The following is a 22030-nucleotide window of genomic DNA, read 5'->3' as shown; positions in this document are numbered from 1 at the left end:
CCATGCCGGGAACGACGGCGGCAGGAGCGATGGGCGCGGTAAAATGTGACCGCTGCGGCTGATGAGTGGCCGTGCCGCTATATTGCTAAATCGGTTTTGCTAATGCATGCGGTTGGGTTTGTGTGGTGCACCAGACAAAATCTAAGGAGAAAGAGGGGGAAATGAGTGGGATAACCCTCGGCGCGCCGCAATTGCAATTACTGTGCGACGCACTGATTTCCCAACTGTTATTGCTCTACCACCGCGCCTGAGGCCGGCATGCCGCGTAATGTCAGCCACCAGAACAGCAAGGCGACCAGGCTAACGCCCGCACCGAGCCAACACACACCACTCCACCCCGCCCAAGCGTAAGCATGCGTGCTGGCGAAGGCCCCCAGCCCACTCCCCACGGCGTAGAACAGCATGTAACCACCGACCAATCGGCTGTGGGCCTGCGGATATGCATTGAAAATCAGGCTCTGATTCAGTACGTGAATGGCCTGACCCGCCAGATCGAGCAACACAATACCCATAATCAGCCAGCCCAAACCGTAACTCAACATGCTCAGGGGGACCCAAGCCGCCACCAACAGTAACAGGCAGACACCGCTCGCCACCTGCCCCAAACCGCGATCGGCCAGATGCCCGGCACGCACCGCCGCCAGCGCACCCACCGCCCCCACCAGACCAAACGCACCGATCACCGAATGCGAAAAGTTAAACGGGGCCTGACTGAGTGGCAGTACCAGCGCACTCCAGAAAATACTGAATGCCGCAAACATCAGCAGCGCCAACATACCCCGGATCTGCAAGGTGCGATCACCCCATAACAACGTCAGCATTGAACGCAACAACGCCGGATAACGGAGTGTTGAAGGCGCTGTGTCGGGGGCGGGTAACAAACGCGCCAACACCGGCAGCAGAACCAAGGTTACCGCAGCGGAGAAGAAATAGACGGCTCGCCAGCCCCCCATATCCGCCAGTGCGCCAGAAAGCGTTCGCGCCAGCAACAAGCCCAATACCACCCCTCCCTGTGCAGCCCCCACCACCCGCCCTCGCTCATGCGGCGCTGCCAATGTCGCGGCAAAAGCGATAAGCCCCTGCGTCATCGCGGTGCCAAACAGCCCCACCAGCAGCATGCCACTCAGCAGTAACAGGCTGTTGTCCGCCCAGCCGACCACGCACAGGGCAGCAATCAACAGCAGTTGTTGAACCGCCAACAGCCGGTGGCGATTAATCCGATCCCCCAATGGCACCACCAGCAATAATGCCAGCGCACACCCCAACTGGGTTGCGGTGATCACCATGCCAACCGAGGCCAGGCTGATAGTAAAATCGTGGGCAATGGCGTCCAGCAAAGGCTGAGCGTAATACACGTTTGCCACGCTAAAGGCACTGGCTCCCGCCAGCAACAACACCAACGACGCAGGAAGCCGGCCCAGCACTTCCCCCTGTGACGTACAGATCGGATCCAGTGCTTTATCACTCATCCTTCACCCCAAAGTGGTTTCATTATTAAACCCAATGAACTTTACGCACAGAGGTTTTATAATGCAACCAGATCTTGCTGCAGGAGTTGAACGCTGTGAAACGTAAAAGTATGGAAGATGCGCAGTGCCCGGTCGCGCGCACGCTTGATGTGATTGGCGATTGGTGGTCGCTGCTGATCGTGCGCGACGCCTTCGACGGCGTGCGTCGCTTCAGTGAGTTTCAGAAGGGATTGGGGATGGCGAAGAATATTCTCTCCACCCGTCTACGCACGCTGGTGGCGCACGGCATTCTGGAAATTGCGCCTGCTTCGGATGGCAGCGCCTATCAGGAATATCTCCTCACGGATAAGGGACAAGCTCTGTTCCCGGTGATCGTCGGATTGCGCCAGTGGGGTGAGGATTATCTGTTTAAAGAGGGAGAAACAAGGTCAACGCTGGTAGAAAGCGACAGTGGGTTAACGATACCGCGCATGACGCCGACGGGCAGTGACGGGCAAACGCTGACACCACTGAATACGCGTGTGGTGAAGGTTGATGAACTGGCGTAGCCTTCGCAATACACCCCGGGTAAGGTATAGTCCGCGTTTTACGGGGTAACTATGCTGACTCACTCATCCATTCGCGTTAATAAGTACATTAGCGACAGCGGCATCTGTTCCCGTCGCCAAGCCGATCGTCATATCAAACAGGGCAATGTCTTCATCAACGACAAACTGGCTGACGTAGGTGCGCAGGTGTTTCTCGGGGATAGCGTGAAGGTGAACGGGCAGCAGATAGAACCTCGTGATGCTGATGATTTGGTGCTGATCGCACTGAATAAACCTGTTGGTATCCTCACCAGCATGGGAAAGCATGAGCGAGATAACATCGGCGATTTTGTTAACCACCGTCAACGTACCTTTCCTGTCGGCCGCCTGGACAAGGCTTCTCAGGGGCTAATTTTCCTGACCAATAACGGTGAGCTGGTCAATAAAATCCTCCGTGCCGGCAACAATCACGAAAAAGAGTATCTGGTTACCGTCGACAAACCGCTGACCGACGCATTTATTCAAGGCATGAGCGCAGGTGTGCCCGTACTGGGCAAAGTGACAAAAGAATGCCGGGTGGAGAAAGAGACCGAACAGGTATTCCGCATCACATTGGTACAAGGGCTTAACCGCCAGATCCGCCGCATGTGCAAATATTTTGGTTATGAGGTCACTAAACTTGAGCGCGTGCGCATCATGAATATTGATCTGACAGGACTGCCGCTGGGCGAGTGGCGGGATTTAACCCGTGATGAGCGAACTACCCTATTCAAATTGCTAGAGCATTCCACGTCCGAAGACCACAGCCTGCCCCAGAACGCCGAGATATCGCCAGGCAACGAGGGTCTGTTGCCTAACGATATTCCGCTTTAACCAATACCTCACTTTTCAGAAAATCAGAATGACCATCTGATATTGGCATTGACCGCATTCACCTGGGTATCAGCGCCATATTGCCCCTGATAACCGAGATCCAAGGTGGTGGAACGCGTCAGTTTCACACTCACCCCGACGTCCGCCACCATCAGGTTGTCATCAACCGCAGTGCCTTGGGTGATAAATGCGTCGCTGCCGGCAAAGGCCATACGTGAAGACGTGGATTTATCACCGTAGGCATGCTGCCAGCCTAATGAACCGTATAAGCTGACGTTCTTCGGCAGCTCGGTGAAGCCGCGCACACCCAACGTTGAATAGAAGGTATTCATCGTGTCATTACGTACGCTAAGTGCTGCAGCCCCGCCCTTTTCCTGGAAATTATCGGTATGCAGGCGGATATAGCTCAGATTGACGAAGGGCTCAATGTTCGCATCCGATTGTCCAAAACGGTAACCCGCTTCGGTAAACGCCAGCAGTGAGTCTGCATCATAGTCAGCCTTGAGCCGATCCGAGTAATTGCCAAAGTTAACGTTGCGTTCATTTTCCAGACGGTGCCAGGTGTAGCCCAGAGCACCACGTAGCGAGAAGGCATCCTGCTGCCCTGCGGCGTAAAGGCCGAGGTGGTAATTATCGCTGTCAGACTTGGAACGACGGCTGTCAATCTTGTAATCACCGCGGCTATAACCAAAATATCCCCCAACGCGAACGCTGTGATCGGCTAATTTATGATCCGCGCCCAGCAGGAAACCACTGGTGTTGCCATCGAGTTTTCCGACGTTCTCATTGCCGCTGTTTCTTGCCCATGATCCAAACGTCTGCCCCCATACACCATTATTTTCAGTTTGAGCCGGCCGAACCAGCGTCATCGCCAGCGACGGCACAGGTAACGGATCATTATCAAACACGCGTAACATGCGTTGATTCAGCACATTGAACAGCATGGTGCTGCCTGCGATCAAATTGGACTGCATGGACGGATACACTTCGCCAGACAACTGATTGAACGCCTCGCGCGCTTCCGGTGCACTCAATAACAACACGGAATTATACAGCGCCAGTGAAGGGCCACTTTGTGTCAATGACGAAAGTGCACCCGCAGTATTCCACTGATTATGGGTTTGCGCGACCGTCTGGAAAATACCTGGTTCGCCCGGGTTTTCACCCCCCGGATTTTCGCCACCTGGATTCTCGCCACCTGGATTCTCACCGCCCGGATTCTCGCCGCCCGGATTTTCACCGCCTGGGTTCTCGCCCCCCGGATTTTCACCGCCTGGGTTTTCACCACCAGGGTTCTCGCCCCCCGGATTCTCACCGCCTGGATTTTCACCGCCCGGGTTCTCGCCGCCGCCCTTTTGCGCAATGGTCAGATCCACGGCGTTGGCGCTGTGATGAAGCGCAACGTCGAGGAAAGCAGATTTTGAGATAGCTTCAGCAAACTGACCGTCAATTCCGCCTTGCGACGTTAAAATGCGGTAGCTTTGGCCCGTCTGATAGCTGGTTTGTGGATCCAGCGCAGTCACCTGCACTTTGGCTTGATCACTGATGGTGGTCTTCCCGGCGACCACCAATTTGTCACTGCTGCCGTCGCCAGCAATATCGACGTCGTAGAAGGACTCACCGATGAAGTTCAGATAGCGTTGCAGCGTCAAGGTGCCGATGTTGCCGTCACCGGGCGAAATATGGCCGCCAGACAGAATTTCCGTTTGGCCCAGAGTACCGTTGCCTCCCAGCGTACCGCCGGCTTTTATCGAGGCCGCACTGCTGTAACCTTGACCGTTGTTAACATCGGAACCGGCTGTCGCATTGAGGATCAGCGTGCCGCCATTTTCGGCGCTAAGCGTTTGAATATCAAAAATGTTGTCTTCTTTCAGCGTATTGATATCGCTGGCGATGATGATTTTTCCGCCCCGGGCGCCCACATTGGCCTTGAGCCCGGTAAGATCGCCGCTCAACGTCGTTTGCCCGGCAGTATTGATGACCTCGCCTTCGCCAACCATCTTGTTGCGGAAATCGTAGTTGTCGGAGGTATGGTTAAAGTACACATAGCTGCCGAACAGCCCACCCCGCAGGTTGATCGTCGTCTGTGCGTCAACGGTGCCCGCACCACCCGCCGCACCTATCGTGGGATCGGTCAATCCGGTACCGGTATCCATATTGCCGCGGCTGCCGATGATTAACGCGCCACGGTTCGAGCCGGAGCCGGTATCCCCCAGCCGCAACTCGTTAGCGCCAGCGGAAAATACGCCGCCGTCTACCACCGACAGCACACCGTTACCATAATCCCCCACGTTGACGCTGCTGCCGCTGGTAAAGCGCGAGCCCTCGCCAGCGATATACAACTCGGCGGTTTTGCGTGAACCTGAAACACCGGCAATCTCTGCGCTGCCAACGTTGACCACTCCACCGTTTAGTACATCCAGATCGCCATAAAGCGTGAGCGCGCGGCCGACTTTCCACTGGGCCGGGGCTCCCGTGACGGTGACTTTCGGGCTCAGCTTATCGAGCTCATCAGGCCCGGAACCATTGCCAACATATGCATCATAGATGGTATTCAAAACCGCGTATTCTGAAATCGACACGGTAGATCGCGCACCCAACTCGGTGCCGACGCGGAGAAAATCGCTGGTGATTTGAGAACCGAATTCAATGCCCGTTATCTCAATCCTGCTGTCGTAGCCGCGGGTGGTGCCCACTACGATATTTTTCGCTCTGACCTGGCCGCCTTCATCGACCCACAAGGTACCCCACCCCAAGTTCAAATTGCCGCGCAATACTGATTGATCGTTCACCACGTTCAATTCAGCTCTCGGTCCGCGGACCGTGACCGTGCTGTTATAAATTTGACCGTTGAACATCCGACCGATGTGGATGTTATAAGCAGTGAGCTGGCCATTATCGATTTTAAGGTTTCCCATTCGATTACGGCCGACGTAAACATCCTCATCGTAAGCCAATGATTCGGAAATAATTGAGTAGCCGTCAAAAATCACATCGTCTGCACGAGCAATATCGACGGGCGCCAGCATCAACAGTGGCGCGGAAAATAGAGCGAGGTAAAGTTTGGAAAGCGGTGTTTTGACCGCTAAAGGTTGCAATCTAATGTCATTCACGGGTTATCTCCGTACTAATTATTAGCGCGATGTCGCTAAACCATTGTTATATAAAAAATCAATGAACCAGTGGAATTATAAGACATTATTTCGCACAAGCTTGTTTATTTAACATCGAAGTAGAGGCGTATTTCTCCCCGACGCTGACACTGACGCTCCGACATCGGAAAACCAAGAAGCGTCAATACCTGCTAGGCGAATTATTTATGTGTGACCACCGGGGTACAGGTCGGCGCGCTTAGAGAAGGCGCAGAGCCTAAGATTCCCGGCATCATCAGCGATGAGCAATCGAAAATACGCCCTTTTTCCGTGGTCGCGCGGTAAGAAAGTTTTTGTCCGCCCAATGCATCGGGTTGGCCGCCATTAACATTGGTTACGGTAATTTCATCCGACGATCCCAGGCCCAGCATTTTAGCCGTTTCGGCCTGCAGTAGCGGTATTGCCTGATCGGTTTTCAATGTTGAACACCCGGCTACCAGGAAAGTAACGGCCAAAGCAATAAGTGGTTTTCTCATAAATTATCCTTTTCAACCAAACAGATCCAAATGCTGAATGGTTCTATGTTTTGTCTTATCAAAGTCCCCGAATAATATATTTCTCTTTCCTAAACGAAAAAACCCTCCTAAAGTAGGGAGGGTCAATAATAAAAAATTATCAGAACCCGTCTGATATGTTTATGCGAAAGGAGATTGCTTTGGGGCAGGGTTATGCACTGGTCGTTGATGACCATCCTTTGGTGGCGAGTGGTATCGCCAATTTCCTTAATACGCATTGTCGATTTAAGCATGTTCATGTGGCGACCAACGAAGGTCACTGTTATCGCCACATTCTTGAACATGGCGCCCCAGGCTTAATCGTTATCGATTTTTGGCTTTCCGATGGTACGGCATTAAAATTACTCAAAGAGATCAAACAGCTCTACCCTAACGTGCGTTTGCTGGTAGTCAGTGGTGATGAGAACAATGAAATATGGCAAAAAGTCCGTGATACCGGCGGCCATGGTTTCGTGCTTAAAAATGAACCGCCAGAATTATTTGCGAGAGCGGTCACCGCGCTTATGAATAATCAACCGTGGTTCCCTCTTGATAATGACAATACCCTAAACAGCACACAAAACCATCTACAAAAATTCAACTTAACCCCACGACAAGTGGATGTATTAACCATGATGATGCGTGGTTTCCCCAATAAAAGAATAGCCTCAGAGCTTTCTATTTCAGAACCCACGGTCAAGGAACACATCGGTAACATTTTAAAGAAAATAGGTGTTAGCAGCCGGGTGGAAGCCATTACCTTGCTGCATGGCAGACCGGGCCAATAGCATGAAGCTACTTCAATCTTTACAAGATGATGGAATCTCTCCACGCGCGCAAATTCGCCTGCTAGACAACACGTTTATACGGTTAGTCTTTAGCTTTACTGCGGTGCCTTTTGTTGGCATCCCTTTTGCGATCTGGATTTATTTGCTGGGGGAAAACCTGTGGCCCATCATCATCTGGATCCTGTTGTATTTTCTCTGCGCATTAGCCATTAGGTTTTGGCACCGCAGCTATCGAAATGAAGCAAAGAAAAAAGATGCAGAGGTTATTCTCAATCGCTGGTTACCCCATATTAATAAAGTCGCCTTTGTGCATGGGCTGGGTATTTCATCATTATATTTAATTACCCCACAAATAAATAATTTTGATTTTTTCTTATTATTAAACATCAGTATCGCGGCAATCGTCGCAGCAAATGCGACGCACCTGACACCAATAATTAGCACCTTTACACTTTTCTTCTTCTCCTGTTGGGGAATGCTTAATATTGGCATTATCTGGCGTTTAAACGATGTCATGCTCATTGTGCTGATGCTCAATTTGCTTTATGGATTCGCCATTTACCGTCATGCACTTAGCTCTCATAAATTCTTTATCCAGCAGGCCCGTCTTGAAGAGCGCAGTTCCCGTCTTGCAGAGCAATTTAGGCAGGCCAAAGAAGAAGCGGAACAGGCATTGCTGGATAAGAATCAATTTCTTACTACTGCCAGCCATGATTTACGCCAACCGGTGCATGCCATGGGTTTTCTGATTGAAGCCATTATTCATAAAAATCGCGATACCACACTTATCCCTCAACTCCTGGATTTACAACAAAGCGTGCGGTCGGTGCATCTCATGTTTAATTCTTTACTGGACCTCAGCAAGATTGAATCCGGAAACGTCAGCACAGCGACCACCCATGTGGATATTGGAACGCTGCTTGATTCCGTCATTACCCTATTTCGTGAAGAAGCAAACAGCCGGACGCTATCATTGCGAACATGGCGGCCAAAGCGAAGAGTTCTCGTCATGGGCGATCAATTACTTATCCGACAATCCCTGATTAACCTGATACAAAATGCCTTGCGTTACACACAAAAAGGGGGAGTTCTGATAGCCATCCGCCCTCATGGTGGGGAATGTTTAATCGAGGTTTGGGATACCGGTGTTGGCATTGCCGACGAAGAAAAAGGCAAAATATTCTCCCCCTATTATCGCCCCGAACTGGCGTGGAAAATCGACAGTGCCGGCCATGGGTTGGGGTTGGCGGTAGTGGCGCGCTGCGCAAAATTGATGAAGGTGAAGTACGGCATGCACTCCGTTGAAGGTAAAGGATCCCGTTTCTGGATGCGTTTTGCCCTCTACACCGGCGAACACCCACGACAAGAAAGCACCAACACATACTCAAACACCGTCACACCTGCCCGCTATGCCCCTCTGTCCGGCGCCTGTCTGGTCGTGGACGATGATCCGCTGGTCACCTCCGCCTGGTCGAGCTTGATGAGCACATGGGGTATAACCGTGCGCTGCGCCGCTTCCGCCGAAGAGGCTTTCGCTATCGTTGATGAAGGCTTCAGGCCCTTCGCCGTGCTGTGCGATCAGCGGCTCCGCTCTGGTGAGAGCGGCTTCGACATACTGAAAGCGCTGTTTGAACGTTTGCCGAATATCAGCGGTGCGATGGTCAGTGGGGAGTTCAACTCCCCTATTCTGCAAGAAGCCGAGCAGGAAGGTTACCTGGTATTAAGAAAGCCGCTGGAGCCTGCCAAACTGTACGCACTGTTAACCCAGTGGGTATCTTGCTAGCGACGCTTTACGTAAACGCCCCATGCCGAAACGCCCTGTCTGCACGGGGCTGATGTTCAGACCCGTGCAACACCAAGATTACGCAGCAGCTCCTCAAGGTTACGCTCACCGTCCGGCGTTTGGGCCCCCGCTTGTAGCCCACCGCGAATAAGCCTTTCCGCTGCTGGGCGTGCAAACAATCCCGCCCAGGCATCGTGTTCACGATGAAAACCCTCCCGCAAGTCTGGCGCGGGCATCGCCTGCTTGGCCGCTGCGATAACCCCTTCTGGCAAGGCCGCGATATTACGCGCTAGCCGAGTGACGAAATCATCGAGTTCGGCGGCGGGCAATGCACGATTAACCCAGCCGTAGCGTTCTGCGGTCACTGCATCAATAAGATCGGCACCCAGGATCACTTCAAGCGCGCGGCCGCGCGTCATTCGACTGGTCAGGTACTGCGTCGCACCGCCGCCAGGTGTGATACCCATCAAGGCTTCGCACTGGGCAAGGCCTGCATGCCCTTCAGCGGCAAATGCCATATCGGCCGCCGCAACAAATTCGGCACCGCCGCCACGCGCCAACCCAGCCAGTTTAACGATCGTGACCTGCGGCTGGCTGCGCAGCAGCTCCCCGAATGCCTGGAATGGGTTTAGCCCTTCCGGCGCGTTACGCGCCAGCTCGTCAAAGGCATGCGGCTCATCAATTAAGGTCATATCGACATGAGCAATAAAAAAATCTGGATTCGCGCTCTGAAAAACCAGCACTTTCACATCAGGATCATTTCGCACAGAAACCAGAAAGCGACTGATTTCCGACATCAGAGACACATCAAGAACGTTTACCGGAGGATTGTCGATCGTAACCGTCGACACGCCACCGTTATGGGAAATACTCAGTCGGTCAAAATCGGTATCCGTCATGTCAATTTCCTTTATCGTTTGAGAGAAATGAGCACCGCGTTTTGGTGCTCTTCACCACATGGTATACTTTGCATACCTAGGGTCAATTACGCACTTTAACCATCCCAGGGATACTGGAGGATACCGATGAAAGAGACCGATCCTATCTACAGGGCCGATTGCCCAAGCCGAATTATTCTCGATCAGATCGCAGATAAGTGGTCAATGATGGTGCTGGAAGTGTTGCGTGAACCACGGCGTTTCAACGCTATCAAGCGCCGTCTGGATGGCGTCACCCAGCGTGTGCTGACCCAGACGCTGCGCAAGTTGGAACGCAACGGTATGGTGACGCGCAAGGTGTTGGATGGGCGGGTGCTCGGCGTCGAATACTCACTGACGCCGCTCGGTGAATCGTTACAAGGGCCGTTCTCGATACTGTTCAATTGGACGCTCGGGAATATAGACGCGATTCAGGGCTGCCAGCGCAAGTATGATGAGCAGAGCGATTGATGCTCTCTTCCATAGAGAATAGAAAAAATAATTTAAATCACACCATCAGTAACATATACATTAGATGACCGTTTTAAACGGTCATCATAAAAATCATATATAAAAGAGCATCACCGTACAAATTTGAACTTAACAACTTTGTTTATATAAGCATTAAGCCCATCACCATTCTCGGCAAGCTTCTTCATCGTCTCTACATTTGCAGCACCAGCACTTGCGTAACTATAGGTATAAGATCTAGCAGTACCGTCGAACCATACAGTTATGTATGTATCCCCAATCTCATAACCTCTGACACCTGAATCATGATTAATATCTTTATAAATTTGCATTTTACTCTCCTAAGTAATAATTCAATATGAATTGATAATCGAGAACAATGCCATGACGAGTGTCAATTAAATCATAAAAAGAATAAAAATAAATTTATTTAATGCATTACTAACACTCAGATTTAATTACCAAGGAAATTAATTAAATTTAAATCTATAACCTATCAAAAAAAATAATTCACATAATTAATTAAAAGAGTATGAGAATAAAGAAAAATGACACTAGTCAATTCCGGACTGGATTTTTATTCTACGTAAACCCAGTCCGGAGTACAGACACATGCTAATAACGCGATGGCCAGATTTCATCAGGGCGTTTATCTAACGCCGCAGCTATGAGCCTCTCCCCTTTAGGCCAGTGCCGAACCAATGCATTCGCTAGTGTCGAGGAAGCAAGCCCAGCCTCTCTGGATACAGCTGCCAATGTAGTCCCTTTCTTCCTCAAACTTGCAATAATATCAGCCGGATGCCAGTCATTTGTTTCCATACGAACCTCACCTTTAGTTGACTATGAGTCACATTTATAGCACAAAAATTGACGATCGTGACTAATAGTCCGTGGACTGATAATCATCAAAGAAGAATCATTGTCGGATGAAAGCATCCGATTCCATCAAAGTCCACTTAGGACAGCGTGTTAAGTTACTCAGATTGCAGGCAGGCCTGTCCCAGGAAGCCTTTGCCGATCGGTGTGGGTTAGATCGAACCTATATCAGTGGTATCGAGCGCGGGGTCAGAAATCCTACGCTGGAAGTGCTCTATATCATTGCCACTGGTTTAAGTATTGATCTGCCTACACTGTTTGTATTTGATCATTCCGTCTAATTTTTAGACTTTTAACCCCATCAACAAAAAAACACCATTTGTGACTCATCGTCCGTGGTCTGATAGGCAACAAAGAATAATGCTTATCGACATGAAAAAATCAAAAGAAATTACAGTTCTCTTTGGACAACGAGTAAAAGCATTGCGCTTACAGGCAGGGCTATCACAAGAAGCCTTTGCCGATAAGTGTGGATTAGATCGCACTTATATTAGTGGTATTGAACGAGGGGTTAGAAACCCTACCTTAGAAGTGCTTGGGGTGATTGCTGATGGGTTGGAAATTGAATTGGCTGTATTGTTCAAATTTCAGTAAATTTAAAAAATAATAATTAAAACTGCCTAATTCAGGAGTGCTTATGATAATTTATTCTAGAGGTGGGTCATTTTAATAGTGCTTTACACCAGATTGCTTTATTGACGCCAGCATTAAACCAAAAGCTATAGATAGTAATATGTTAACAAAATCATCTTATTTTAAATAAATATTTAACCCCAAAAAACCATGAATTTCACAGCGGGCAAAATTCATTTTAGATAATGGAGAAAAACCAGGCTCTATAAATAAATTTGAGATCTCGGGGAATATGGCCTCCACGGCATCACGAGTACCGAAAACATTTTCGGAATTAGCGAAGATTATTACTGATATTAGAGCCAAAACCCAATAAAGCACCCTGACAATGTAGAGCTAAGCATATAAAAATTCCAATCAGCCAATAGCAGATATTAGTTCATTTTACTTAGATGATCCTATATCTTCTTCGAGTACATAATCAGTATATCGGAAGATATCTAAGAGTAAATGGTTCGTTTAAGTTGGACACTTACAATTTAACCTGTTGCTGAATTGAGAAGTACTCGAGTAACCGGAAATATCAAAATAATGTAGAATTAAAAAAGGAGAACACTTTTAACAGCACCTTTAACAGCACCTTTAACAGCACCTTTAACAGCATGAAAAATTAAATTCCAATCATTATCAAATTAAGTTAATATAAAAACATTTAGACGGTGAATAATAAATTCAAATTAACCAAAAGGATAATAAATGAAAGCTAGAACATTTATAGGTGATATCCAGAATAAAATAGTTACTGAGATAAATAACAATGCAAAAGCAACTATTAAAGAAACAAAAGAATACATACTAAGGAAATATCAAGAAAACCCCACCTTAGCTGATTTAATAATTTCATTGATGGATATCAAAGGGGAATTATATCTTAAAGATAATGATCTTCCATTATTAGAGGATTTAGATGAACATTTTTATCAATTGGAGTTACATCCACTTGACAATAATTTCTTTGTAAATACTCCATACAATAAAAATAGGCTAGGAATAATTTTCAATACTGAAAAGCTTTCTCCTAAAGGTATAGTATATACAGCTACAGTCTTCTTTGAACCCTCACTAAGTAATGGAATAGTCAGAACAGAGTTAAGAATGAGACAAGATGATCCTGAACCATTTCTATCGCTACTGAGCACTGACGGATATATTTATCTTACTAAAAATGAATCCATGGAAGACTCATTACTCCGTGTGATATTAAAATCCTTACTAGCTTATAAAAATAATAGAAGACCAACTGTACCTTTAAGCTCAATAAAGGGATCCATTATTCCTAGAAAAAATAGAAATTTAAAATTAGAAAAATTAATAGCAGATGCCTACACTGGCTCCATACAGTGTGCAAGAGTAGAGGTACCTATCGAATTGATAGAAATAAAAGATATAGATTATGCGCTATCAATACCTCAATCATTAATTGAAACCATGATCAATAGCATCCAAAGAAACAGGAGCTGTGACATCGAAATACTATTATATGAAGATAATAAAGGAAAGTTAGTCATGGATGATGACTATTCTATCTTTCTAGCCTATAAAGCAATAAACAAAAAAACCATTAGATCTGTAATAGTTGGTAAATACGACAAGAACAAAGATCATATAAAAACCATCTCTATTGGTAATGGTAATCTAATCCCCGCAATTATTTTATATCAGGAAGAAAAATCCCCCAGACAAATATCAAAAAAAGAACTATTAGACGCTAAAATAAAGAAACTAGCAAAGGAACCAATTAAAAACGATGAAAACAATTTAATGTTTTCATTCATAGAGTTTTGTAGGCTACTAAAAAACGAAAAAACAAAAGAGAGGGATTTACATAATTTTCTACTTAACCACCCAAGACTTATAGATATTAATGGTACCCATGTTATGATTCACTCAGAGGTAAAAATAGGGGATTATATAGCTGACTTAGTTTTAGAATATCATTATCTACACAAAGGAATTCTATTAATAGAGTTAGAACGACAAAGCGATATTATATTTACAAAGAAAGGAAGACTCAGAAGTAAAGTAACACATGCATTACAACAAGTTGAAGATTGGATAAAAGAAATACGCGAAAACAAACCAAACATACCAAATTGGTTAAAAAACGAATATACTCCAGAAGGCATGGTTATTATAGGACGTTCGAATATGCTGAGCATGGAAGACAAGCTAAGACTTAAATCAATAAATAACAACAGAACTGTAAAAATACTAACATATGATGATTTACTACAGCACTTAATGCAATTGATAGAAAATTCATCCAATTAAAACATGCTTTGAATTAATATATAATTATACTTATATCTCCTGAACAAGAAGAGAGGTTTTGTTAATTGTCTTAACCAAGACGCGATCTAAAAATATAATTTAAACCGCACATCACTTGCATGGGGTTTAATTTAAAAAAAACACTCAACTATAGATGACATAACTTACCCATCAAACAGTCATATTTTAAATTCGTGGAGAGCCAAAAAAAATAATGGTCATATATAAATAAAAGTCATATGTAAAAGCAGATAGTTAGCCCCCCTCCCTTATCATGAATAGGTAGGAGGAGTTATCTGCTTATTCCCACTCAATCATTAAAAATTATAAAATAATAAGTTAAAAACAACCTACTGTTCTCTACCATGAAAAATACCATGATATAAATATGCACATTGCAGTAAGGATAGGATCGTAACGGAGTGTGGCCGACCTTATGGTCGACGCATAGTCTCACACGTCCGCCAACCACGGGAACTAGCATTCAAAGCCCGAATGTCCGGACCAGACTGATTGCGGTTTTTCAGACTGTGCATCAGAAGGCAAGTATGAGGCGACGCCAGTCGTTTGCGAATGTCTGCTTACTAGAAGTTATCCTGTGACCCAGTCATCGGACGTTCGTAGACTTCGCGTTCGCCGCAATAGGTGTCGTTATCCAGGGCTTTTAACCCGACCTTTCTTAGCATAACCAGTGCTTATTGCGCGGCGACAAGCCCGCCCGAGTACCTCTAGCGGGTGACGTCGCACGGCCCACACAATATAATATATCCGACATTACTCGATGACTCAACAATTCAAAAAAAGGAGTCGCATGAATCGACATTTCAAAAGGGACTTTGACGAACGTGTCAACTTGCCACCAAGTGTATTTGGGCGGGTAGACCATGTCGTTACGTCCGGGCCTCCGGCCAACATTGTGCTAATTGCAGTTGATGCAATTGACGTCAAGTGGCTGAACGACCAGGCAATACAAGACCCGCGATTTGACATCGATAGGCCAATAAAAGCAGCGGCGGCCTGGAAGCGCCAAGGTTTCGCGGCACCTAAAGCTCCGAGCATCTTTGAAAGCGCCCCACTATTTCGCATCGAAGTAGAATTAGATGCCGGAACAAATCCATTTGGACTGCCATTCTTGCCTGACTACGACGGAGTAAATGCGAACACGGGTGTGCAGGCTTTAGAGGGCGTATGGTTTAGGTTCGAGGTGTCTGCAACCAACCGTGAAGGCTTCACGCCTGCGCTAATCTATCCGGGCTTGTTCGCCCCACCAATTTCCGCGTTTGTTCAGGGAATGATGCCGACACCTGTTCACGCCAATGCTCTGGCAGGAATATTTTCGCTGCAGCATTTCCCAAAGATATCGGGGGCTAGCCTTCAAGCTACTCTCAACGGAACTATCGCAGACACGCTCGCTGTCTACGATGTCGGACAGGGAAACGCAAACGCTTTACTCGGCTCGAATTTATCCGCGTCTTGTCATCCGCTGCCAACGCTCTACTTTGACCTTGGCGCTGGGGTATATCGAAACAAGCACACAACGCCGACTCCCCTGCTTTTTTGCTTTACACTCCGCCCGCCAATTTTGCTGTCACACTGGGATGCAGATCATTGGGCTGGAGCGTACGCGACTGGAGTCAGTATTCCGCCAACCTATCCCGCACTTCTGCGCACATGGATTGCGCCGCTACAAACCGTCGGACCACTGCACATTGCCTTCGCAAATGACATCATTGCCCAGGGGGGCAGCCTCTTCATCTACAAACCGCCCCGGGGAACGGTTGATACGGTCGCACTCTCTAGGAAGACTGAACTCCGATTGGCGCTCGGAACTGGGAGTGGCAGAAATGACACCGGAATTGTTGCCGTAGTGGAGAACAGAAATCTAAGTCCTAGTAGAACTTGGCTTCTAACTGGCGACTGCAACTATAAGCATATCGAGCCCTTATTGGCGCCTACGAACCCTATTGCTGTGATAGTCCCTCATCATGGAGCAAACCTTAGTGGAGGGGGCGCTGCATCAAATCCATTCCGCGGTGTTGACGGGTACTGCCGCCTGCTCTATTCGTTTGGCCCCGACAATGCACACGGGTCAACAGGTGTCCGCCACCCGACACTCAACGCGGCGACGCTAAATTTAGGGGCTGGGTGGGTTCATGGAGCATGGCACTTACCCACTCCGGCTGAAAAGGCCCCTAACTCCGGCGATGACGTCAGAGCTACCGCACGACATACTGTTGCTGGAGCCACTGGCGCAAATCTTGGTGGTATTCTGGTGGGCTGGAACGGCCTTCCCGCAGTATTCAAGCCCCCATGCGGTGGGATGGCATGCACCACAACACCAGTGCTAGGTTAAAGACGTTTATTTAGTAAGGGAGACTTATGGCTGCACTACACCGACACGGAGTTGCCAAGGCTGCTTATGCCTTTACTTCTGCCTTGGCACTTCTTTTGAAACGTTTGGATAAGCACAATGTCATGGAGGGGCCAATTATACTGGGTATGGAACCTGATATCACATATGGCCTGCAAGACTCGCTGACTATGATTGAAACAAAGTTTTATCGTCGCAGTTCTCCACCGCCACCTTCTATTTTTAAACGCGCTTTAGAGTACACACATGAAAGAGGTAGTAGGATCGGTGCTGTCAACATTATACTGGCAATCTCCTGCCCCATGGGTGAGCGTTTTTTGAATGTGGCACAGGCATTCCCAGCTGTTGAAGTTTGGGATGAAACGAAGCTATTTGAGATGGCAGCCCCGTACCCTGAGATCTTGACCCTGTTTGAAGAGATATTCGAAGCTGACACACCTAAGAGTGCTGAAACTCTGGGCCTTAGTTCGCCAACACCCACGATGCCCGGTGCTGATAAACCGGCATTGGAGCCTAATAAAGGTAAGGTGTTGGCCGAGGCCTTAGCAGCAATCAAGCGTGGCCGGCCTATGGCTACAGATTTCGAGAATGCCTGCATTAATGCCCTAAAATATCTCTTCGAAAAAGATCTACACGGCTGGCACGAGCAGTCTCGTACCGTAGATACTTTGCATCGCAGGGATCTGGTGTGCCGGATATTGGCAAAGGCAGCCGATGTGTGGCGTCTGATGCTCGAAGACCTAGGAAGCAGATATGTGGTCTTTGAATTTAAGAACTATAGCAAGCCCATTACTCAAAACGAGATTGTCACCACAGAGCGTTATTTATACCCATCAGCCCTCAGGAAGGTTGCGATTGTGATTTCACATGAGGACTGCGCGGACTCTGCTAAGACCGTAATTGCTGGGGCAATGCGAGAGCATGGGAAGCTGATCATCCCCCTGTCTGTGCCAGAGATAATCGATTTGCTGAACACCAAGGATGAAGGCTCAGATCCGAACACCTACCTGTTCGAACGCGTTGACCAGTTTCTTTTAGGACTTGGGAGGTAGCACTACGGACGGCCCCTGAGCGACTTGAGCGCTAAGCCTCAGGAAGACCACGATGCTATCCCATTCCTGTCTGTGGCCACCCAGCTCTACTAGGTGACCACGGGCGACTTTTACGAAGCTTCTTTCGCCAAAAGCTGCATGTTGAGCGAACTTGTTGTCAAACCTGCTCTGTCGAACCGGTAGCGCATATAGGCCGAGATATCGTCCTCGTGGGAGGATACTACTAACTGACAATGCTTGAGTTCGCAACGGAGTAAGTCGGTCAAGGAAGCAACGTTTACTTCATCCAGGGATTGCGACGGGTCATCAATCAGGATGAGAGGCACCCTAGCATAGACCTTGTTGAGCGAGAGGAAGAAGGCAAGGCTGAGGGCAGACACCTGACCAGAACTCATGGACATGACTGCGTCGTGTTCAGACTTCTCGGCAGTCAGGAACCTCAACTGAGTACCTTCGCGACTCTCGATAAACAAGCCAAGGCCACGCTGGTAGTTTTGGATCAGCCGGCCACTGTAGATGTGGAATATGAACTCAATAGCCGAAATTGTCTGGTCGGTATAACTCTGCTCTGTCTTCTTCAGTGTGCTGCGGAGTTTTTCGATTTTACCTTGTGCTTTTTGGGCTGCCTGGGTTTCTTTTTCGATAAGCTTAAGATCGGTAATACAGGTTTTGAGCCTGGAGTTTTGAGCCTCGTTAGCTTTAATCGATATGTACTGCACTTTGTCCTTCAGGTCTTCAGCCGTGGCTATGTAGAAGTCCTGCAGGTCTTTGAAGGCGCTGTTTGTGGTTTCTCGCCAGTCCTCCGGCAGCGCTAAAGCATCAGCTTCAACCTGTTTTTTATTTCTTAGAATCTCCTTGAGCTTTTCAAGCCGCTCATCTACTACGTCATCAATTTCCGTAAATGAGTCAATAAATTGAATGTTTTCGCTTTGTAGCTTCTCCAGCAGCAGGTTTATTGCCGGGAGCCGAAGCTTAATTTTCGTCAGTGCTGCATGAAGATTTGGTTCAAATGTAGGCGTGAGAAGTTTCAGGCTGTCTTGTATATGGGTGTCGATGAGTTTCAGCTCAGCGTCCATAGCAGCGATAAGGTTAACTAAGTCCTTACCGTCCTGGCCTAGCGAATCAGAGATCTGCTGAGTTCTTGCTTCAATGGCATCCACCATTGATTTGTGATCTTCCCAGTCAGCGCCACAGATAGGGCACAACTGATCGTTGGGATAGGACTTTTTATGTTCCTCAAGCAGCTGCTTTTTCAGGCGTTCCAATTCGGCTACGACGCTCGCGTTGGTGCTGCTTTTTTCTCCTAGTCTGTTTCGGGATTCAATTTGTAACTCAAACCACTCAAGGAGCCCATTTTCCCAGTTTGGTAGTGATCGGGCTTCTTCGACCTTAATGACCGTGGCACCGCGTTTGATGATGTTTGCTGAGCGCTCTAATTCATCAATCCCCTTCTTGATAGCTTCAAGTCCATCAAGCTTGCCAAGGTCTTTACCGAATCGAGCCAGACTTCTCAGAGATTCCTCGTTACGATCAATGTCGGCATCGATTGTCTCGTTGTGAACTCTGGTTTTTATCGTGGCTTTGAGTGGCAGAAGGGCAATAATCTTGCGAACTGACTCCTGGTAGGCAGCATGGTCTACCACTGAATACGTTGAGAACAGTATCTCCTTGTCCCATCCTGGTTGGACATCAGTCGTCGAGAGCTTTTTGAACTCAATGGTCCCAGCCTCTGCCTGCAATGTGTCTCTCAGGGCGGCTATCTCTTCTTTAAGTGATACAGCTTTTGCCGTGCGTTCAGGATTGTTGATATACCTTGTGAGTTTACTGTATATGGTGTTGCAGCTTCCGATCTCGGCTTCGATATCGCTGATGTTAAAGAGGTTTCCAAGTTTATCCTTACGTTCATCTACCCGAGTGTGTAACAGCCGGTTTTGTCCTTGCTCCAGATAGTTAAGGAAGGAGAAGTTTTCCCTGAAGTTTTTTCCGAAAATTTCATCAAGGAAGTTATTGTCACGCTGATTGAGCTTCGTGAAGTCAGATGATTCGAATTCTGGTAGCTCATAAAGCCTGAAGTTTTCGTACTTGTCTGCACGATTGTTTGCCGGTTTTTTGAATATCGCAACTGGGCAATGTCTGGCTAAAACAAGTTTTCGGTCAGCATTAATGAATTCAATTTTAATACAGAGGTCGTTCTCGCCGGAGCGACTGTTCCAAAATAGATTGTCCGCGTAGTCTCTCTTGTTCCTGGTTAACAATATAGAGAATAGGTTTTGTATTCGATTGATCTGGCCTGTGAGCAGCAGTTCGATGGCGTCGAATATACTTGTTTTGCCATAACCGTTAGGACCGTCCAGAGTTAGCAAGGACGACTCGCCAAGATCCAATAAAATATGCTTGAATGCTTTGAAACTAGAGACTTCAATCTTGGATATTTGCCATTTCATTGCGAATCATTTCCTTGATAAAATCGTCGGCGTTTTTGTCTGTGACTTTCTGAATAGTCAAATACGTATCGTTCAGGCCGGCCTCTGCAACGGCCTCTGCTGCCTGTAGCCTCAAGGATACAAGGTTTTCTTGATGGCTAGGTAACTCTAAGAAAGGAAGCTTGATAAAGGTCTTCGCCGCGAAGCTGTATTGTGTGGCAACAAGAGGGTTTTCTTTGTATTCAAGAAATTCCTTTTTGTCAGAAATCACAGATACCAGTTTGTCGTAGGTGAAATTAGTGAGCGCACTTTCTTCCGCAATACTGTAATAGAGGACATATTTTTTATAAAAGTGCGGGTCTTCCTCAATTGCGAAGATTTCTTCTTCGTGATCCTTGAACTTGGACAGAACGTCAAGGCGATGAATACAAATCAAGTCGCAGTTTTTCTTAAAACTTGGGTTTCTGAGAAATTCCTCAGGAGCAAGATGATTGATTCTATTATTCAGTTCGGCTGGGTCAGGGAGGCCGTCAAGATTATGTAGGACTGCGAACCTGATAGCAGATCCAGACTCCCGAATATAAAAGCTTGTGCTGTCCAGGTCACGTTTACTCACAAAGTCATGGGCAATAAGTGCTTCATCAATGAGTTGCTTTATCATTCAATCGTTCCTCCGCGTCGTCTTTTGTTATCACGCTAATGCATAGCGACTTGGTGATGTTGCTTTCAAGCTTTTCAGTGGTCTGCTTGTTGTCGTAGTCATCCGAGTTTGTAAATTTTGTATTAAAGGTGAATGAGGCTCCCGCTTTGCTGGCGATTAAATGGTTGTACTCAAAAAGTAGTCTCAGCAGATCACCGTTGTTTTTCATTTCATGGATCATGTCAGACTCACACTCTTCGCTTTCATCTACGTCAAGAGCTGTAGGTACGTAAAACCGATTTTCGCTGTCGAGGTAATGCGGAAGATGGTTGAATATGGGCTCCACCGAAATAGCCTGTATTAGCTTGGTGTACCTCCTGATGTCGTTCGTCTGAACGTCTTGAAACCGCTCGGATGGTTTCATCATCTGGCATAGGGTTTTTAATTCGTTGATGTGCGTTTCGCGAATGTGCTCACACAGACGCCTAGCTCTCTCATAATTGGCGTCACTCATTGTTGGTAGCGCCTGATCCAATCTTTCTTCTAAATGGGTTTGGAGCCTGGCCTTTAATTCAACTGCATAGTAGGCCCTGTTCTGATAGGGGTTTTCGGCCAGCAAGTCATCTAAAATGTCTTTGGCTTTAATGCGGCCCTCGTATGCGGCTCTGTCTTCTGGGATTCCGTCGACTTGATTTAATTTATGGTTATGTATTGCCTTAGTGCTTATTTTTTCTGACAGTAAGCAGTAGTTAAAATTTATAAGGTTATCACTGACAGTGATGGACTGTTTCTCACATATTTTTTTTATGATTTCTTTGGTCAGTCCTTCGATTTCACCCAAGCTGCAATGAAAGTTGTCTCCGTAGCGGTAGAATTTTACTGTTTCTCCGCTAGCGCCTCTGTGATCATCTGTATTGTTTAGTCGGACGGATACATGGAAGTAACGCGTTGTACCCTTGATTTTGTCGTATTCGATTAAAGTAGACTGTTCCAACGCCGTGGTGTAACCACTTCGATATTGACTTATCTTAGCTTTGACTTGATGGGCAGTTTGTAGTTTTCCATTTTTATAAATAGCGAAGTCATCACTACTGTCTAGCTGAAGCTCGAAGTCTAAGTCACCATCGTGAATCATCTTGAGGCAGTGATATAGTGCAACTTTCCCTTGATAAACGAAGCCGCTCCACGAGGATACGGCGCTGGCTGGGTACTTCTCATCATCTTCTTGGCTCACATGAACTCCTTTCACCGTTAGCGAGCTGCCAGTGTGGTGGAATGATATTACTGCGT

Annotated in this window: 19 protein-coding genes; 10 read left to right on the top strand and 9 right to left on the bottom strand. The window is 47.3% G+C overall.

The window, feature by feature from the left end; all coding sequences use genetic code 11:
* Window positions 1-227: 227 nt before the first annotated feature.
* Window positions 228-1469: an MFS transporter gene (locus ACI2J2_RS20500; protein WP_404760738.1), complete on the bottom strand. Its 1242-nt coding sequence runs from the start codon at window positions 1467-1469 to the stop codon at window positions 228-230.
* 95 nt (window positions 1470-1564) lie between these two features.
* Between ACI2J2_RS20500 and ACI2J2_RS20495 the strand changes: the two genes are divergently transcribed.
* Window positions 1565-2017, top strand: a complete 453-nt coding sequence (locus ACI2J2_RS20495; protein ID WP_265556678.1) for a helix-turn-helix domain-containing protein — start codon at window positions 1565-1567, stop codon at window positions 2015-2017.
* A gap of 51 nt (window positions 2018-2068) precedes the next feature.
* A complete protein-coding gene (gene rluF / locus ACI2J2_RS20490) occupies window positions 2069-2869 on the top strand; it encodes a 23S rRNA pseudouridine(2604) synthase RluF (RefSeq protein ID WP_404760737.1) in 801 nt (266 codons plus the stop codon).
* A gap of 23 nt (window positions 2870-2892) precedes the next feature.
* Here rluF and ACI2J2_RS20485 read toward each other — a convergent pair whose 3' ends face one another.
* On the bottom strand, window positions 2893-5898 hold the full coding sequence (locus tag ACI2J2_RS20485; protein ID WP_404760778.1) for an autotransporter domain-containing protein: 3006 nt from the start codon (window positions 5896-5898) through the stop codon (window positions 2893-2895).
* A 284-nt stretch (window positions 5899-6182) separates the two neighbouring features.
* Window positions 6183-6497: a hypothetical protein gene (locus ACI2J2_RS20480; protein ID WP_404760736.1), complete on the bottom strand. Its 315-nt coding sequence runs from the start codon at window positions 6495-6497 to the stop codon at window positions 6183-6185.
* Between the two features lie 179 nt (window positions 6498-6676).
* On the opposite strand from ACI2J2_RS20480, the gene ACI2J2_RS20475 reads away from it, so the two are divergent.
* Entirely contained in the window at window positions 6677-7303 is a 627-nt protein-coding gene (locus ACI2J2_RS20475) for a response regulator transcription factor (RefSeq protein ID WP_404760777.1), read from the top strand.
* A 1-nt stretch (window position 7304) separates the two neighbouring features.
* Window positions 7305-9086 carry an ATP-binding protein gene (locus tag ACI2J2_RS20470; protein WP_404760735.1) on the top strand — a complete coding sequence of 594 codons (1782 nt, stop codon included), beginning with the start codon at window positions 7305-7307 and terminating at the stop codon, window positions 9084-9086.
* A 56-nt stretch (window positions 9087-9142) separates the two neighbouring features.
* On the opposite strand, the gene ACI2J2_RS20465 is transcribed toward ACI2J2_RS20470, so the two are convergent.
* Window positions 9143-9985 (bottom strand): enoyl-CoA hydratase/isomerase family protein, encoded by an 843-nt coding sequence (locus tag ACI2J2_RS20465; protein WP_404760734.1) that lies wholly within the window; start codon window positions 9983-9985, stop codon window positions 9143-9145.
* 126 nt (window positions 9986-10111) lie between these two features.
* Here ACI2J2_RS20465 and ACI2J2_RS20460 point away from each other — a divergent pair, with 126 nt between their 5' ends.
* A complete protein-coding gene (locus ACI2J2_RS20460; RefSeq protein WP_404760733.1) occupies window positions 10112-10474 on the top strand; it encodes a winged helix-turn-helix transcriptional regulator in 363 nt (120 codons plus the stop codon).
* A 110-nt stretch (window positions 10475-10584) separates the two neighbouring features.
* Here the strand turns inward: ACI2J2_RS20460 and ACI2J2_RS20455 are convergent, their stop codons facing one another.
* Both ACI2J2_RS20455 and ACI2J2_RS20450 read right to left on the bottom strand, forming a co-directional pair.
* Complete coding sequence (locus tag ACI2J2_RS20455) at window positions 10585-10806, bottom strand: hypothetical protein (protein WP_404760732.1); 222 nt, start codon at window positions 10804-10806, stop codon at window positions 10585-10587.
* A gap of 283 nt (window positions 10807-11089) precedes the next feature.
* Window positions 11090-11293: a helix-turn-helix transcriptional regulator gene (locus ACI2J2_RS20450; protein WP_073970271.1), complete on the bottom strand. Its 204-nt coding sequence runs from the start codon at window positions 11291-11293 to the stop codon at window positions 11090-11092.
* 107 nt (window positions 11294-11400) lie between these two features.
* Here ACI2J2_RS20450 and ACI2J2_RS20445 point away from each other — a divergent pair, with 107 nt between their 5' ends.
* The 5 genes from ACI2J2_RS20445 to ACI2J2_RS20425 all read left to right on the top strand — a co-directional run bounded on the left by ACI2J2_RS20445 (window position 11401) and on the right by ACI2J2_RS20425 (window position 17677).
* Window positions 11401-11631: a helix-turn-helix domain-containing protein gene (locus tag ACI2J2_RS20445; protein WP_404760731.1), complete on the top strand. Its 231-nt coding sequence runs from the start codon at window positions 11401-11403 to the stop codon at window positions 11629-11631.
* A gap of 91 nt (window positions 11632-11722) precedes the next feature.
* Window positions 11723-11944, top strand: coding sequence for a helix-turn-helix domain-containing protein (locus ACI2J2_RS20440; RefSeq protein ID WP_404760730.1), 222 nt, complete (start codon window positions 11723-11725; stop codon window positions 11942-11944).
* A gap of 735 nt (window positions 11945-12679) precedes the next feature.
* A complete protein-coding gene (locus tag ACI2J2_RS20435) occupies window positions 12680-14254 on the top strand; it encodes a Shedu anti-phage system protein SduA domain-containing protein (RefSeq protein ID WP_404760729.1) in 1575 nt (524 codons plus the stop codon).
* A 2153-nt stretch (window positions 14255-16407) separates the two neighbouring features.
* Entirely contained in the window at window positions 16408-16602 is a 195-nt protein-coding gene (locus ACI2J2_RS20430) for a hypothetical protein (protein ID WP_404760728.1), read from the top strand.
* A gap of 31 nt (window positions 16603-16633) precedes the next feature.
* Window positions 16634-17677: a hypothetical protein gene (locus ACI2J2_RS20425; RefSeq protein ID WP_404760727.1), complete on the top strand. Its 1044-nt coding sequence runs from the start codon at window positions 16634-16636 to the stop codon at window positions 17675-17677.
* A gap of 110 nt (window positions 17678-17787) precedes the next feature.
* Here ACI2J2_RS20425 and ACI2J2_RS20420 read toward each other — a convergent pair whose 3' ends face one another.
* Genes ACI2J2_RS20420 through ACI2J2_RS20410 form a run of 3 tightly spaced genes read right to left on the bottom strand, consistent with a single transcriptional unit; the run spans window position 17788 to window position 21974 of the window.
* Window positions 17788-20121, bottom strand: a complete 2334-nt coding sequence (locus tag ACI2J2_RS20420) for an AAA family ATPase (protein ID WP_404760726.1) — start codon at window positions 20119-20121, stop codon at window positions 17788-17790.
* Window positions 20096-20761: an ABC-three component system middle component 1 gene (locus ACI2J2_RS20415; RefSeq protein WP_404760725.1), complete on the bottom strand. Its 666-nt coding sequence runs from the start codon at window positions 20759-20761 to the stop codon at window positions 20096-20098. The genes ACI2J2_RS20420 and ACI2J2_RS20415 overlap by 26 nt, the downstream gene beginning before the upstream one ends.
* Complete coding sequence (locus ACI2J2_RS20410; RefSeq protein ID WP_404760724.1) at window positions 20742-21974, bottom strand: ABC-three component system protein; 1233 nt, start codon at window positions 21972-21974, stop codon at window positions 20742-20744. The genes ACI2J2_RS20415 and ACI2J2_RS20410 overlap by 20 nt, the downstream gene beginning before the upstream one ends.
* Between the last annotated feature and the right edge of the window lie 56 nt (window positions 21975-22030).

The sequence above is a fragment of the Serratia sp. NPDC087055 genome (assembly GCF_044900985.1).
In the GTDB taxonomy this organism is placed as follows: domain Bacteria; phylum Pseudomonadota; class Gammaproteobacteria; order Enterobacterales; family Enterobacteriaceae; genus Serratia.
Note: the sequence above shows the minus strand (reverse complement) of the source record. Positions and strands in the feature narration are given on the sequence as shown.

What these genes read in the sequence shown, in the direction of transcription:
- ACI2J2_RS20500 (WP_404760738.1), bottom strand. Translation starts at nt 1,469, where the DNA reads ATGAGTGATAAAGCACTGGATCCGATCTGTACGTCACAGGGGGAAGTG.
- rluF (WP_404760737.1), top strand. Translation starts at nt 2,069, where the DNA reads ATGCTGACTCACTCATCCATTCGCGTTAATAAGTACATTAGCGACAGC.
- ACI2J2_RS20485 (WP_404760778.1), bottom strand. Translation starts at nt 5,898, where the DNA reads ATGCTGGCGCCCGTCGATATTGCTCGTGCAGACGATGTGATTTTTGAC.
- ACI2J2_RS20480 (WP_404760736.1), bottom strand. Translation starts at nt 6,497, where the DNA reads ATGAGAAAACCACTTATTGCTTTGGCCGTTACTTTCCTGGTAGCCGGG.
- ACI2J2_RS20470 (WP_404760735.1), top strand. Translation starts at nt 7,305, where the DNA reads ATGAAGCTACTTCAATCTTTACAAGATGATGGAATCTCTCCACGCGCG.
- ACI2J2_RS20465 (WP_404760734.1), bottom strand. Translation starts at nt 9,985, where the DNA reads ATGACGGATACCGATTTTGACCGACTGAGTATTTCCCATAACGGTGGC.
- ACI2J2_RS20460 (WP_404760733.1), top strand. Translation starts at nt 10,112, where the DNA reads ATGAAAGAGACCGATCCTATCTACAGGGCCGATTGCCCAAGCCGAATT.
- ACI2J2_RS20455 (WP_404760732.1), bottom strand. Translation starts at nt 10,806, where the DNA reads ATGCAAATTTATAAAGATATTAATCATGATTCAGGTGTCAGAGGTTAT.
- ACI2J2_RS20450 (WP_073970271.1), bottom strand. Translation starts at nt 11,293, where the DNA reads ATGGAAACAAATGACTGGCATCCGGCTGATATTATTGCAAGTTTGAGG.
- ACI2J2_RS20445 (WP_404760731.1), top strand. Translation starts at nt 11,401, where the DNA reads ATGAAAGCATCCGATTCCATCAAAGTCCACTTAGGACAGCGTGTTAAG.
- ACI2J2_RS20440 (WP_404760730.1), top strand. Translation starts at nt 11,723, where the DNA reads ATGAAAAAATCAAAAGAAATTACAGTTCTCTTTGGACAACGAGTAAAA.
- ACI2J2_RS20435 (WP_404760729.1), top strand. Translation starts at nt 12,680, where the DNA reads ATGAAAGCTAGAACATTTATAGGTGATATCCAGAATAAAATAGTTACT.
- ACI2J2_RS20430 (WP_404760728.1), top strand. Translation starts at nt 16,408, where the DNA reads ATGGAGCATGGCACTTACCCACTCCGGCTGAAAAGGCCCCTAACTCCG.
- ACI2J2_RS20425 (WP_404760727.1), top strand. Translation starts at nt 16,634, where the DNA reads ATGGCTGCACTACACCGACACGGAGTTGCCAAGGCTGCTTATGCCTTT.
- ACI2J2_RS20420 (WP_404760726.1), bottom strand. Translation starts at nt 20,121, where the DNA reads ATGAAATGGCAAATATCCAAGATTGAAGTCTCTAGTTTCAAAGCATTC.
- ACI2J2_RS20415 (WP_404760725.1), bottom strand. Translation starts at nt 20,761, where the DNA reads ATGATAAAGCAACTCATTGATGAAGCACTTATTGCCCATGACTTTGTG.